At 38.0% G+C, this 13,370-nt stretch carries 13 protein-coding genes; 1 reads left to right on the top strand and 12 read right to left on the bottom strand.

The window, feature by feature from the left end; all coding sequences use genetic code 11:
- Positions 1 to 15: 15 nt before the first annotated feature.
- The 6 genes from ACIQXI_RS13940 to lplA all read right to left on the bottom strand — a co-directional run bounded on the left by ACIQXI_RS13940 (position 16) and on the right by lplA (position 6,033).
- Positions 16 to 1,956: an FtsX-like permease family protein gene (locus tag ACIQXI_RS13940; RefSeq protein ID WP_402925948.1), complete on the bottom strand. Its 1,941-nt coding sequence runs from the start codon at positions 1,954 to 1,956 to the stop codon at positions 16 to 18.
- On the bottom strand, positions 1,928 to 2,704 hold the full coding sequence (locus ACIQXI_RS13935) for an ABC transporter ATP-binding protein (RefSeq protein WP_402925946.1): 777 nt from the start codon (positions 2,702 to 2,704) through the stop codon (positions 1,928 to 1,930). Before ACIQXI_RS13935 ends, ACIQXI_RS13940 begins: the two co-directional genes overlap by 29 nt.
- A gap of 12 nt (positions 2,705 to 2,716) precedes the next feature.
- Entirely contained in the window at positions 2,717 to 3,133 is a 417-nt protein-coding gene (locus ACIQXI_RS13930) for a hypothetical protein (protein ID WP_402925944.1), read from the bottom strand.
- A gap of 12 nt (positions 3,134 to 3,145) precedes the next feature.
- Positions 3,146 to 4,129 (bottom strand): sensor histidine kinase, encoded by a 984-nt coding sequence (locus ACIQXI_RS13925; protein ID WP_402925942.1) that lies wholly within the window; start codon positions 4,127 to 4,129, stop codon positions 3,146 to 3,148.
- Complete coding sequence (locus ACIQXI_RS13920) at positions 4,129 to 4,833, bottom strand: response regulator transcription factor (protein WP_402925941.1); 705 nt, start codon at positions 4,831 to 4,833, stop codon at positions 4,129 to 4,131. Before ACIQXI_RS13920 ends, ACIQXI_RS13925 begins: the two co-directional genes overlap by 1 nt.
- 207 nt (positions 4,834 to 5,040) lie before the next feature.
- Positions 5,041 to 6,033, bottom strand: coding sequence for a lipoate--protein ligase (lplA, locus tag ACIQXI_RS13915; RefSeq protein WP_402925939.1), 993 nt, complete (start codon positions 6,031 to 6,033; stop codon positions 5,041 to 5,043).
- Between the two features lie 142 nt (positions 6,034 to 6,175).
- Between lplA and yhfH the strand changes: the two genes are divergently transcribed.
- Positions 6,176 to 6,301 carry a protein YhfH gene (yhfH, locus tag ACIQXI_RS13910; protein ID WP_069514604.1) on the top strand — a complete coding sequence of 42 codons (126 nt, stop codon included), beginning with the start codon at positions 6,176 to 6,178 and terminating at the stop codon, positions 6,299 to 6,301.
- A 459-nt stretch (positions 6,302 to 6,760) separates the two neighbouring features.
- Here yhfH and ACIQXI_RS13905 read toward each other — a convergent pair whose 3' ends face one another.
- The 6 genes from ACIQXI_RS13905 to ACIQXI_RS13880 all read right to left on the bottom strand — a co-directional run bounded on the left by ACIQXI_RS13905 (position 6,761) and on the right by ACIQXI_RS13880 (position 13,291).
- The gene (locus ACIQXI_RS13905) at positions 6,761 to 8,947 is read right to left on the bottom strand and encodes a YhgE/Pip family protein (RefSeq protein WP_402925936.1); all 2,187 of its coding nucleotides are present in this window, start codon (positions 8,945 to 8,947) and stop codon (positions 6,761 to 6,763) included.
- A gap of 103 nt (positions 8,948 to 9,050) precedes the next feature.
- The gene (locus ACIQXI_RS13900; protein WP_402925933.1) at positions 9,051 to 9,620 is read right to left on the bottom strand and encodes a TetR/AcrR family transcriptional regulator; all 570 of its coding nucleotides are present in this window, start codon (positions 9,618 to 9,620) and stop codon (positions 9,051 to 9,053) included.
- Between the two features lie 148 nt (positions 9,621 to 9,768).
- Positions 9,769 to 10,254, bottom strand: a complete 486-nt coding sequence (locus ACIQXI_RS13895) for a FixH family protein (protein ID WP_402925931.1) — start codon at positions 10,252 to 10,254, stop codon at positions 9,769 to 9,771.
- A gap of 3 nt (positions 10,255 to 10,257) precedes the next feature.
- Entirely contained in the window at positions 10,258 to 11,646 is a 1,389-nt protein-coding gene (locus ACIQXI_RS13890) for a sensor histidine kinase (RefSeq protein ID WP_402925929.1), read from the bottom strand.
- Positions 11,643 to 12,326, bottom strand: a complete 684-nt coding sequence (locus ACIQXI_RS13885; protein WP_402925927.1) for a response regulator transcription factor — start codon at positions 12,324 to 12,326, stop codon at positions 11,643 to 11,645. The genes ACIQXI_RS13890 and ACIQXI_RS13885 overlap by 4 nt, the downstream gene beginning before the upstream one ends.
- The gene (locus tag ACIQXI_RS13880; protein WP_402925925.1) at positions 12,323 to 13,291 is read right to left on the bottom strand and encodes a YncE family protein; all 969 of its coding nucleotides are present in this window, start codon (positions 13,289 to 13,291) and stop codon (positions 12,323 to 12,325) included. The genes ACIQXI_RS13885 and ACIQXI_RS13880 overlap by 4 nt, the downstream gene beginning before the upstream one ends.
- Positions 13,292 to 13,370 lie beyond the last annotated feature (79 nt).

Raw genomic sequence — 13,370 nt, 5'->3', positions numbered from 1 at the left:
CTTTCATACGAATATTTAAGAACGAATATGTGAGATGTAACGCCAACGAATTAAGTAAAAATAAATGACTTGTATTAGCACAAAAAAACCAAAGGCAAAGAAAACTTCTTTGACAATTGAAATATTGGCAATATCTTTTAAAATGCCCTGTACCATAAAGAAAGCAAAGGCACTGTGCATCATTGCAACACTCCACGGCAAGAAAAATTGTGGGAATAAATGGCGGTTGACCAGCTTTTTCAACTCTAAATCTGTTAAGCCCATCCGTTTTAATACATCAAATTTCCGCTTTTCTCGTTCAAGTGAAGTATGCAGTTTAAAGTAAATAAAACTACCAGCCGCTAATAAAAATACAGTTGCTACTAAAACACCAACTAATGTAAATAATGAGTAAGTAGCTAGTATATAAGAATAATTTAATCCTGCATTTTCAAAATAAAATGGACTATGCTTCCCCTTTTTAAGACTATGAAAATATTGGGTTGAAGCACTATCTACAATATCCTTGCCAATATCCTTCGTCTCCATCCACTGTGGAATATCAAATGTGAATAGGTGATAACTCGGCTGTACAACCCCCTTAGTTGTAATCGGGTTTACAAGCTTCACAAAATCTTCATCGCTAATGACAATCGAGTTCACGCTGACAATTGATCCAGGAAAAACAATTTTAGGGTATACACTGTCAATTGTAATAGGAATTTCGTTTTCTTCTAAAATAGTACGGACTTCTGTATTTTTAAGTTTATTCAAAGATTCTTCTGAATAAGGTATGAATACCGCCTCACCAGACGCTAAATCAATTAACGGATAGTTAAAGGAAGATAGCAAGACGTTCATATCTGATTCTCGGAATACTTCAACTTCATTTTGTGTAAAGGAGGAAGTTTGCTTAACCACAACAAAGCGAGATAAATGGTAGGATAAGCCCTTATCCTCTAACTGCATACGTAGAGAATTAATATGCTCAGCCTCATAAGGATTATCGATATCTCCTTTATAAATCAGTCCTAATGGATTTAATCGGTCGTATTGCGTCGTATAAGAGGACATTGTCGCTAACACACCAACAGATAAAAACGCCAACGTTGAAACCATCGTTACGACGAAAAACATTTTTACATTATCCATCATAATGTGTGTCTGCTCAGCTAAAGATAGGAGACGATAGCGCCGCCAATGAAATTTACGTTTCCCTCGAGCAATTTCTAAAAAGAACGGTACTGAGTCACTGAAAAAATAATACGTTCCAAAAGTTGCTGTGAACGGTATGAATAAAGTGAGACCAATCATAGTTGTGTGCGAAACGATAATAGCTAGTATATACGTTGCTAAAATTAAAGAAATGCCATAGATTGCACGAATCTTTGAATAGCTAGCCACACTAGTTAAATAATCATTTCCCTTAAGAAGATCACGCAATTTTCTCTCTCGTGTAAAATACACGCTGATGAAAGAAATAACGACAAAGGCACTCGTAAAGACGCCAATTGTTAATAAAAAGGGTTGCCATGAAACATAAAGTGGCAAATCTTCTAAATGCAAAATTTCACGCACAATCATAAAGAAAAACTTTGAAAATGAAAAGCCAAAAATAATGCCCACAATAATAGAGCCTGAGCCGATAATCATGGTTTCTAAAAAGACAAGCTTATTCATTTGGCGCTTTTCCATGCCCAGATGCAATAAAATTGCAAACTCATGTGATCTCGCCTCTAAAAAAGCACTCATGGAGTAATATAAAAAGAACAAAGTAAAGAGAACAAGTACGATTTCAGCTGCAACCATGCCAACAAGCGATACTTCTCCTAATATACCTCGTTCAATATCTGGATGAAACATGAGCATGGAGTAAATAAAAAATACGGCCACAGAAAAAAAGCTTGCCATAAAAAAGGCCCCGTAAATACGGCTGTTCCGTACGACATTACGGTAAGCGAATTGTCGAAAGGTCACCTACTTGCCCTCCTCCTAGTAAGCTCAACACATTTAAAATACGTTGGAAAAACATTTGACGTCGGTCATCGCGATAGATTTCATTGAAAAACTCACCGTCCTTAATAAATAGCACACGATCACAATAGCTTGCTGCGATTGGATCATGGGTTACCATAACGATGGTCGTTTGTTTTTCTTTATTAATTTTCGTTAATAGCTCCAGAACATCGCGTGAAGAATTCGAGTCTAAATTCCCTGTCGGCTCATCCGCTAAAATAAGGCTTGGATTATGAATTAACGCTCGTCCAATCGCTGTTCTCTGCGCTTGTCCGCCTGAAATTTCATTCGGTCGTTTTTGCAAAAAAGACGTTAAATCAAGTTTTTCTACTATCCCTGCAAGACGCTCTTCCATCACTTCCAATGGCTGCTGATCGAGCGTTAATGGCAACACAATATTTTCTTCGACGGTAAGCATATGCAATAAATTAAAATCTTGAAAAACAAAGCCCAACTGTCTTCTTCTAAAATAAGCAAGCTCTGTCGCATTTAGCGTATGCGGATTCATGCCGTCTAAAATGATCTCTCCACTAGTCGGTTCATCAATCGTCGAAATAATGTTTAATAACGTCGTTTTTCCACTTCCTGATGGGCCCATCACAGCTAAAAACTCGCCTTCTTCGACGTCAAAACTTAATTGATTGAGTGCACGATGGGTAACCTTCCCCTCGTATACTTTCGTAACATCATTAATTTGTAAAATCGGCATATCCTGTTCACCTTATTTCTCGATTAATTCCATAGATTCTGGTAATATCCATTTTAATACCACTTCAAAGCCAATTTGAAACTGCGAAGACTGGTTCTCTTGTTCCTGAATAAGACTAAAACAGTGCTCCCCAACGATGACATCCCATGCATCTACCTCACCTTCAAGTATTTCACCGCAAACTTTATAGTGTCCGCTATACATAACTTGCCCACCCTCTACGGGAAAAGCATTAAGCTGGCTTGGTTTATGTAAGTTTAGCCCAAGTACTTGGCAAAAATGCATGACCTCATCCTCTAGTAATAAACTTGCCTGACGGAAATTTTCACAAAACAAACAGTCACATAGCATTGTCTGTGAGTCATACAGCTCCTGCATTTGTTGTAATTCAATATTTAATAGCCAGTCATCAATACGTACTTCTCCCATTTTTTGCTCCCCCTAATTGGTAAATGTTACAGTGACAATCGTACCTTTCCCTACTTCTGATGTAATGTCTAATTGATGCCCTAGTTTTTCACAGATTTCCTTTGCTAAATATAGGCCCATACCTGTGGATTCCCCTGTTTTCCGACCATTTTCACCCGTAAAAAAGGCTTTCGTAACACGTGAAAGGTCAGAAGCAGGAATACCAATACCTTCATCGCATATGGCTAACTGAATATAATCATCTTTTTTAATGGCAGACATGATAATTTTTTTATTTTCTTCGAAAGTGTATTTCACAGCGTTTGTTACAAATTGCCCGATAATAAAGCGCAGCCATTTTGAATCACTTGCTACGATAATGTCATCTTCAATATGAATTTCCGGAAAAACACGATTTGTTATAAATAAACGTTTATTTTCATTAACTGTTGCAGTGACAATGGTTTTCAACGGAATTTGTTCTACTTGCATATCCTCTTCAAAGTTTTCTAGTCGCGCATTGACAAGCACCATATCCAACCCTCTGCGTAAACGATCAATCTCCTCTTGAACATTTTTCTTATCGAGAGGTCGCTCATCCTGTAATAGCATTTCGATAACTGAAATAGGGGTTTTCATTTGATGTACCCATTGATTCATAAATTGATCATGGCGCTTTTGGCTAGCATACAACGCATGCAGCTCGTGCTGATACAGTCGATATAGTTCATGCATATATTTTTCTACTTGCATTGCTTCTGGTGTCTTAGCATTTTTTTGTAACACATCCTCCATTGATTTCGGAAGATGTAATATTTTATTCAAATAACTTTGACGCATTAAATAGCGAATAAGTAAAAATGAGCATAGCAATACTAAACTAATACTCACAGAATAGATGGCCGTATCGACGTTACGAAAGCCATCAAGCCAGTACAACACCATAATAAAGCCAACTAAAATCAGCTGAAAGATAAAGAAGGTTGCATAATCACGCAAAAATAATTTCCAGCCCATTACAGCTCACCCTCACTCAATATAAAGCGATAGCCTGCACCACGAACAGTCTCAATGGATGACGAAATATTATAATCTGCTAGCTTTTTTCGAACTCTTGTCATATTAACATTTAACGTATTTTCATCGACAAATGCTTGATCATCCCATAGCTCCTCTAGTAGTTGCTCTCGCGTTACAACTTTTGGTGCATGACCCATTAACAGTTCTAAAATAATACATTCTTTTTTCTGTAATGGGATTTCTAAATCATTTTTGTGTAACTCCATACGCTCTAAATGTAAGACAAGTTGCCCTTGCTTAATTGTTCGCTCTTCTTGCCTTGCTGCATATTCACCATATGTACGACGCAAATGACTACGAATTTTAGCGAGAACAATTTCATAATTAAATGGCTTTGTTATAAAATCGTCACCTCCATTTTCAAGCGCAAAAATTTGGTCCATTTCACCAGATCGTGCTGAAATGAAAATGATAGGACACGTTGTATGTTGACGTAGCTGACGACACCAGTAATAGCCGTCATACGCAGGTAAATTTATATCAAGCAACACCATATGCGGATTAAACGCTGTAAACTCTTCGATTAGAAGATCAAATTCTTGAATTGTTTCCACTTCGTATTGATATTTTCTAAGTGTTTCTGCAAGTAATGATGCAATCTTTACATCATCCTCGACAATAAATATTCGATGTTTCTCCATACCGACACTCCTTTCTATCATATATTGTACCAAAAAAAGGCTACGCGCCATAACCTGCGCATACCCTTTTCTATAGTGAGCTGTGGATTTCCCTCCACCATATGTGACTCACAAATTTTTCCGCTGGCTAATGCATTCTACCTTCTAAGTATAGGCTAAAAATTTCTTTTTAATGAAAGGCATTTGCCAACGGTTTTTTGTCTATTTTTAATATATTAATTGTAAAAACTCTTCTGTGGAGATTCCACCAAAGTAAGTTGGTATGTCAATGCCAGCTAAAGCCTTTGCAATGGCAGCTCGCTCATAGTTTGTCCCAACTAAACGCTGCTCTACATCGGCAATATCACCAACCCCGAAGAAATCACCAAATATATGTGCTTCTTCAATCACGCCATGGTTTACTTCTAAGCGGATATCAATCCCACCTGTAGGGAAGCGATGCGTTTTTTGGATATTAAAGCGTGGAGATTTACCGTAATTCCATTCCCATGTTTGATAGCGTTCAGCGGATAATTTATGGATATTCGCCCAATCTTCTTCTGTTAGCTCATAGTAACGAATATTTTCTTCGCCACCGAAAATAGATTTTAAAATCTCTAAACGAAATTCTTCCACTGTCATTTTATGCATTAAAAACTCTGAAATATTTGCTACACGTGAACGAATCGATTTAATGCCCTTTGATTCGATTTTATCTTTCTTGACCTTCAAAGCAGAGACAACCGCATCGATTTCTGTATCAAACAGCAATGTGCCATGACTAAACATACGGCCTTTTGTAGAAAACTGTGCGTTTCCTGATACTTTACGTCCTTCTGCTAAAATATCATTACGACCCGACAGCTCAGCATTGACACCCATTTTAGCAAGCGCATCGACAACTGGTTGTGTGAATTTTTTATAATTCATAAAGCTATCGCCATCGTCCTTCGTAATAAAGCTATAGTTGAGGTTACCGAGATCATGATACACCGCACCACCACCAGAAAGTCGACGGACAACGATAATGCCGTTCTCCTCCACATAGTCTGTGTTAATTTCTTCAATCGTATTTTGGTTCTTACCAATAATAATGGATGGCTGATTTATGTAAAATAACAGCACTGGTTCCTTGTCAACATCCATTGTTTTTAATAAATACTCCTCAATGGCAAGGTTAATGCGTGGGTCATGTATCCCTTTATTATCAACGAAAATCATAATCGTTTCCTCCTTCACAAAATATCCATATTTTATTTTACCGTAAATTAGGCATTTTGTGTTGACGAAACGCATCTGTTATAATACACTAGAAAATAATAAAACAGTAATAGTACAGATGAACTTAAAGGAGGAGTCCACAATGTTAGAAAACGTAGTTGAATTTTTCAAGAACTTACCTGCAAAACAATGCACGGAATGCGGAGAAAAGATCGAAGAACAAAGCGAATGCTACAGCAACACTTGTGAAAAATGTAACTGCCTATAAGCATTTGCCTATTCTGTAAGTCATTACGTGCCCCACACGACCTAATGATGACACCCTTCATCATACATGTATGATGAACCCTTAATTAAATCTCTTACACTTACACAAAACAGCAGCTGATACGCTCATATCAGCTGCTGTTTTACTTTTAGAAAGAAATTGTATAAGTAAATTGTTTGAGTGCCTGGCACTATACATAGCCACCTGGCATACTATTAACTTCTGAAAGCGCAAAAATCCACTACGCTTTCCGCGGGCACGTTGTAAGCCGCAACCCTCGCTTTCGCGCGGCTTGTTGCGACTTACATTTCGTGCGTTCCCACAGGAGTCTTCGTGAATTTTTACTTAGATAACTCTACTAGCTGCGCCATGAAAATTCAGAATTGTTTGAGTGCCTGGCACTAAAAATGGTACTAAAAATAAAACACCCACCAAGTAAATGGTGGGTGCAAGTATTGCTTAATCTTCGGCTACTTTTGAGTAACGTTTTGTGTGTAATAGCAAGAAGTAACCAAACGTAATTGCTAAGAACACGATTAAGTATCCAAATAGCACACCGTAGTTTTGCCATAGATAAGACATATCACCTGTTGAGATGCTTGCTTTAAATGCTTGAACAGTATATGTCATTGGTAGTAATGTATTGAATACTTGTAATGGTGATGGAATCAATTCAAGTGGGAATGTACCTGCACTTGTTGTTAGTTGTAAAATTAATACAACAATTGCAATGAATCGACCTGGATCACCGAAAATAGAAACTAACATTTGCACTAAAGCTAAGAACACATAGCTTGTGATAACAGCTGTTAGCACAAAATAGCCCATGTTTTGAACTTCAAGTCCTAAGCCCCATTTAACAATTCCTACTGTTAATAGCGCTTGAATTAGGCCAACAAATGCTAGCACTGTTACTTTACTTGTAAACCATGTTGCACCATTTTTTGGACGAATGGCTGGCTCAACAAGTGGGAAGACAATTGAAATAAGTAATGCTCCAACGAATAATCCAAGTGAAATAAAGTAAGGAGCGAAACCTGTACCATAGTTAGGAACATGGTTAACTGATTCTTTGTCTACTTCCACTGGACTACCTACCATATCATACGTATCAGTATTTGCATGCACTTCATTTGCCTTTTCACTAGCTTCACCTAATTTGTTAGATAGCGTAGCTGTACCATCTGCAAGTTCAGTTGATCCATCTGCCAACGTAGCAGAACCTTCTGCTAACTCACCAGATTTAGAAGCAAGTGTTGATGTGCCCTCATTCAACGTTGTTGATCCACTAGCTAAGTCATTTAAGCCTGAAGCTAATGTTTGAGAACCGGCAACTGCTGTGTTGACACCCGCATGTAATTCACCTAATTTATCTGCAAGTGTTGTATTACCAGCTTGTAGGCTTTGTGCACCTTGTACTAGTTCATTGCTTTTTGCAGTTAATGCATTGGCACCTGCAAGGACTTCTTTTTGGCCTGCCGCGATTTGTGATGCACCGCCACTTACTTGGCTAGCACCTGCTTGTAATTTTTCAGTACCAGATGCTAATGAACTTAAACCATTATGCACACTTGCACTTCCTGCTTGTAACTCTGCTAACGTTTGTTTTAACACAGCAGCTTGCTCTTCTGGCATCGATGCAATCGCACTTTGTAGCTGTGCTGTCAAAGCTGAAATACCTGCTTCCACTTTGGCAGAACCATCTGCTAATTGATTTGCTGCACCATTTAAGGCACCAGCATTTTCAGCAACTGATGACGCACCAGCAATAATTTGCTGTTGTTTTTCAGTTAATGTTGTAAGTCCTGCTCCTACTTTCGCTACACCTTGTGTATATTGTGATACACCTTGTTCAAGACTTGATGCACCCGCAGCAGCCTGCTGTGCACCTTGCTGTAACTGCACTGTACCATTTTCTAATTTTACTAGCCCAGTTGACAGTTCATTAGCACCAGTTGCGGCTTGCGCTGCACCTTTAGTGATTTTATCTGTACCATCAGAAAGTTCGATTGTGCTCGAAGCTAACTGCTCTAAATATCCTTTTAAATCTTTTGCTCCATTTGCTACTTTTTGAGCGCCTTCATCCAGTTTAGCTGAGCCATCAGCCGCTTCTGTAAAGCCATCTCCAAGTGTTGCAATGGAATCAAATAATTTTTCTGCATATGTAGCAGACACTTGCGTATTCACTTCGGCACGAATGCGATCCATTGCTGTTTCACCGATTTGTGCACCTAAGAAGTTTAATCCTTCATTTGGAATATAGTTCATTACTAATTTAGAAGGTTTGTCATCAAGTAAAGTCGTAGCATGTTCTGAGAAATTAGCTGGTATTTCTAAAATCATGTAATAGTCTCGACCATTTAAACCTTTTTCTGCTTTTTCTTTTGACACTTCAATAAAATCAAATTGCTTACTATCGACCAGTTTATCGACTAAAGTATCACCTAATTCTAACTTTAAGCCGTCCATCTCTGCCCCATTATCTTCGTTGACAATCGCTACCGGTAAATTAGACATGCCTGCATATGGATCCCAGAACGCCCATAAAAACATACCTGCATACATGACCGGGATAAATAGGACTGCAATGATTGAAACAAGCATTTTTCTTGTTTTAAAGATTTTCAGCCATTCAGCTTTAATCATAGATTTCCCTCACTCCTATACTAATTGACCGAAAACGTCATTTGGTCATTTTTCTGCAAAAAAATCACAAACTTCACAATATGTAAAATTTGTCGATTCTTTCTTAAAGAACGAGTCCTCGAAAGATTGTTTCCTTGAAAAGATTAAGTATCTTTTCTTCAGGAATCATGTCGCCGTGTAGCTCATGCCAATCTACCACGAACGCTAAATACGCTTTTAACAACAGATAACTTACTAACTCCGCATCACACTCTCGTATCTCACCTTTATCAATACGTCTTTGGATTAACGTTGCCACATAAGATAAAATTTCAGACTCAATACGAATTAATACTTGTTTTACTGCTGGCGTGCGTAATTCTTTTTCTTCCTCTATTAACTTCGCAAATAAAAGATGCTTCTCACGGAATTGTAGCATTTTCATCAAAGCATTATGCGCATTATCCATAAAGCTAGCTGATACATCCAACACAGCATCCGCTTCCGCAATCATCTCACGTACAAGTGACATCGCAATCTCTTGAAATAAAATTTCTTTATTTGCAAAAAATGTATAAATTGTTCCTTTGCCGACATTAGCAATTTTCGCCACTTGTTCCATCGTCGTTGCCTTATAGCCAAACAACGTAAATGATTTTGCAGCTGCTTCAAGAATTTCCTGCCTACGATCCATTTGTGACATCCTTTCTATGTTAAGTTATGTACATTCTTTAGTACACAGAAACAACACTGACCAGAAAACCATTTCGGTCATCTGGTCATTATATTATGCCTATTTTAAAAAGAATGCAAGCTTTTTAATGATTATTTTTTCATTTTCTTTATTGCTCTGTATCTTCAGTTGAATCTGCACCGTGATCGGACATGTTCATATTCGCTTTGTCATCTTCTTGTATTACTTGCGTCATATCAGGTGTGCCAGCCGTAATTTGCTGCTTCGGCATATTATGAACCCCATTTGCTGTCGTATGAGCATACATAAAGTATACACCGTCATGATCGAATGTAGTCTGCGCTTTATAGACACCATCTTTCTCTAACTTACCTTCCAACATTTGCCCTTCATCACGCTTACCTGATTCCCATACTTCAAATTCAACTACTGCATCATCAATAGGTTGTTCTCCTTGACTAACTTGGGCAGCCAGTTCAATTGGGGCATTTATCGCTACTTCTTTAGGCGTTAAAATTGCTACGTCTGGTATTTGAGGCTCCTCTAATGTTGCAAGTGTTGCAGGCTCTTTCTTGTCCCCACAGCCTACTAATAATGCGGGTACAGCTATCAATGTAAATAACCACTTCTTCATGTACTATTCCTCCATTAATGGCATTGTAATTTTAACGATTGTGCCTTTGTCTAGTTCACTTTCAATGTCAATCTTACTTTGTAATTGCTTTAACAATTGTTCAACAATAGAAAGCCCTAGGCCGCTTCCACCATCTGCGCGACTGCGTGCTTTATTTACTCGATAAAACCGCTCTGTTACATGCGATAAATCTTCCTGCGGTATACCGATTCCCTCATCTTTGATCGTTATGAGCGCATGGCCATTATGTTCTATTGCGACAATGTCGACCTTCGACTGCTCATAAGAATAATTAATTGCATTTTCTATAATGTTGATAAAAATTTGTTTCAGCTTTACTTCATCTGCTTTGACAATCAATGCATCGTCTACCTCAAGATGCAAAATAATATGCTTTTTTTGGGCTTGATGCGTTAATATTTTTCGTACTTCTCGTAATGTCTCTGCAAGTGGAATCGGATATAGATCAACAGCCTTTTGTTCATTTTCCATCCGAGCTAGTTGAAGCAGTTCATTTGTTAAACGTTCCATACGATTGGCTTCTCGTACAATTAGCTGTATTGTCTCTTCTTGTTGCGTTTCCGCTATAATGCCGTTTTGCATTGCCTCACTATAGCCCTTTACATAGCTAATAGGTGTTCGTAATTCATGTGATACAGTGGCTAAAAAAGTCTTTTGAGCTTCATCTTCGCGTTGAATTGCTTCCGCCATGTCATTAAAAGTACTTGATAGTTTGCCGATTTCATCACTCGATTTAACAGGTACACGCGTTGCATAATGTCCATAAGACATCTCCTCCACCGCTGTTTGCAAGTCACTTAATGGTCGCATAATACGTTGAATACCTTTATAAACAAAAAAGCTCATTACTATCAAAAAGACAAAAGCGCTTAAAAATAGGAAAATGACTTCTTGACTTGCCAACTCACTTATTTTGGCTAAAGGGAAGTAAATATAAATAATGCCCTCCAGCCTATTTTGATCTACTAAAGGTAACACAACTGAAATCAGTTGCCGATCAAATCGGGGCTCATAGCCAATTTTTTGCACATACTTGCCTTCTAACAATTGCTGTCGTTCTTCAGCACCTATTAAAGTATCATAATCAATATCAAACGGGACACAGGCACTCAGTTCCCGAGGATTCCGAACAGCGAAAATATTTAAAGTAGAATAATCATTATAATGTTCAATATCAGCAATAAATTCATCTGTTACTTTGCCACTCGTATACATTGTCTGTAACTTTGTGCCGATCTCAATCATCATACTTTCCGTATCTTCCACATAAAGCTGTTCATATAAAAAATCCGTCAGTACATACATAAAAAGAACGGTAATAATCAAAAAGGCAAAAATTAATAGCCATATACGTGTTGAAATCTTTTTCATTCGCCTAAATCAAAGCGGTAGCCGACACCCCAGACAGTTTGGATATACCCTGCCGCTTCCTTTCCAAGCTTCAAGCGTAATGTTTTAATATGAGTATCGACCGTTCTTGTTCCACCTAAATAATCAATATCCCAAATGCGCTCTAACAACTGCTCACGTGAGTAGGCATTGCCTGGATTTTTCATAAATAAATGCAATAGTTCAAACTCCTTTAAAGTTAACGGGATTGCCTTTCCTTCCACCGAAACTTTACGCGCGATTTCATCTAATTTTATTGCGCCAAAAATAATATATTTTTGCTGTAAATCTGTAGTATTAGTGCCGCTTCTTCTCAGTACAGCATGCATTCGTGCCACTAGTTCATCATTTGTAAAGGGTTTGACAATATAATCATCTCCCCCAAGTGTCAGACCTTTCACTTTATCCTCATTAGCATCTCGTGCCGTTAAGAATATAACAGGTACATTCGACATCGCCCGAATACTTTGACACACTGCAAAGCCATCTTCGTGTGGCATCATGACATCCAATAAAACTAAGTCGATTTGTTCTCGAACAATAATATCGTATGCCTCCGTTCCACTTGCGGCTGTAAAGGTCTCAAACTTGGAATTATTGAGCATCATCTCGATTAAATTTCGCATATCTTGCTCATCATCCACAATTAATACAGTTGTCACTTTTCGTCCTCCCTTACTAACAGCTGGAATGCACCTTTACCAACATCCACTGTTTTTTGTACTTGACCATCATTAATAAAATATAATGTATGGTCGTCATAACCAGCCACAACGATATAGTCTTTAAACTGATTGACAACAAACGGATTAGCCCCAACCTCTTTTTGCCATGTCACGGTTCCCTTAAAATCCACAATATATAATTCATTATGACCGTGGCTAACAACTAAAACTTTATCTTTTGTTTTTGTTAAGCCTACAGGCATTAAGGGCATTTCTATTTCTCCTCGAACAGCCCCCGTTGTAAGATCAAAACGTTTCACTGAGCTATTCGGCTTGCTTCCTGCTCCATGACCGCCAATCCAAAGCTCATTCGTCTCTTCAATAATGACCATTCCATGCGACGATTTATCAATTGGCCACTCTTGTTCTATCGTTAAATCCTTCATTGCTAGTACTGATAGTTTGGTGTCTTTGTAATTCACTACGTACAGCTTATCTTTGTATGATGCCATCGACATCGGATAATTACCAAGCTGCTGTGATGCCAATTCATTGCCTTCCACATCAAAGCTTGTCACTGTATTCGTCGTACTATTCGTAATAAAAAATTGTTTAACTTGTGCTGCATAGTACACATTAGTTGTCCCTAGCTTCACTTTTTTAGAGTAAAGTTTTTTCCCTGTCGAAAGAGCATACACATCGATTTGATCCAATTGGTTGCCATATAACAAAACCCGGTCCTTATCTAGTAATAGTGCGCCTGTATAAGCTTTGTCAAATATCCATGACGCCATTACATTGCCCTCTTCATCAATAAAATCTAGCGATGGTTCTTGTATATTGAGCGACGCAATAAAACTTAGACTACGGTTAATTGGCTCAAATGATTTCTCGGCGCACCCCGCCAACCATATAATTTGTATAAAAGAAAAAATGAAGAAAACCCATTTTTTCAACATCATCACCTCTGCTCTTTAACTATACTTCACATTTGTGAAATCTGCGTGAAACTTGAAAGGTAAATTTATGACATATTACCAA

This window comes from Lysinibacillus sp. NPDC097195 (genome assembly GCF_044762075.1).
Classification (GTDB): Bacteria; Bacillota; Bacilli; order Bacillales_A; family Planococcaceae; genus Lysinibacillus.
Note: the sequence above shows the minus strand (reverse complement) of the source record. Positions and strands in the feature narration are given on the sequence as shown.

Excerpts from the sequence above, each read along its gene's own strand:
- ACIQXI_RS13905 (WP_402925936.1), bottom strand. The coding sequence starts at position 8,947 with ATGATTAAAGCTGAATGGCTGAAAATCTTTAAAACAAGAAAAATGCTT.
- ACIQXI_RS13920 (WP_402925941.1), bottom strand. The coding sequence starts at position 4,833 with ATGGAGAAACATCGAATATTTATTGTCGAGGATGATGTAAAGATTGCA.
- ACIQXI_RS13895 (WP_402925931.1), bottom strand. The coding sequence starts at position 10,254 with ATGAAGAAGTGGTTATTTACATTGATAGCTGTACCCGCATTATTAGTA.
- ACIQXI_RS13880 (WP_402925925.1), bottom strand. The coding sequence starts at position 13,291 with ATGATGTTGAAAAAATGGGTTTTCTTCATTTTTTCTTTTATACAAATT.
- ACIQXI_RS13935 (WP_402925946.1), bottom strand. The coding sequence starts at position 2,704 with ATGCCGATTTTACAAATTAATGATGTTACGAAAGTATACGAGGGGAAG.
- ACIQXI_RS13930 (WP_402925944.1), bottom strand. The coding sequence starts at position 3,133 with ATGGGAGAAGTACGTATTGATGACTGGCTATTAAATATTGAATTACAA.
- ACIQXI_RS13925 (WP_402925942.1), bottom strand. The coding sequence starts at position 4,129 with ATGGGCTGGAAATTATTTTTGCGTGATTATGCAACCTTCTTTATCTTT.
- yhfH (WP_069514604.1), top strand. The coding sequence starts at position 6,176 with ATGTTAGAAAACGTAGTTGAATTTTTCAAGAACTTACCTGCAAAACAA.
- lplA (WP_402925939.1), bottom strand. The coding sequence starts at position 6,033 with ATGATTTTCGTTGATAATAAAGGGATACATGACCCACGCATTAACCTT.
- ACIQXI_RS13900 (WP_402925933.1), bottom strand. The coding sequence starts at position 9,620 with ATGGATCGTAGGCAGGAAATTCTTGAAGCAGCTGCAAAATCATTTACG.
- ACIQXI_RS13890 (WP_402925929.1), bottom strand. The coding sequence starts at position 11,646 with ATGAAAAAGATTTCAACACGTATATGGCTATTAATTTTTGCCTTTTTG.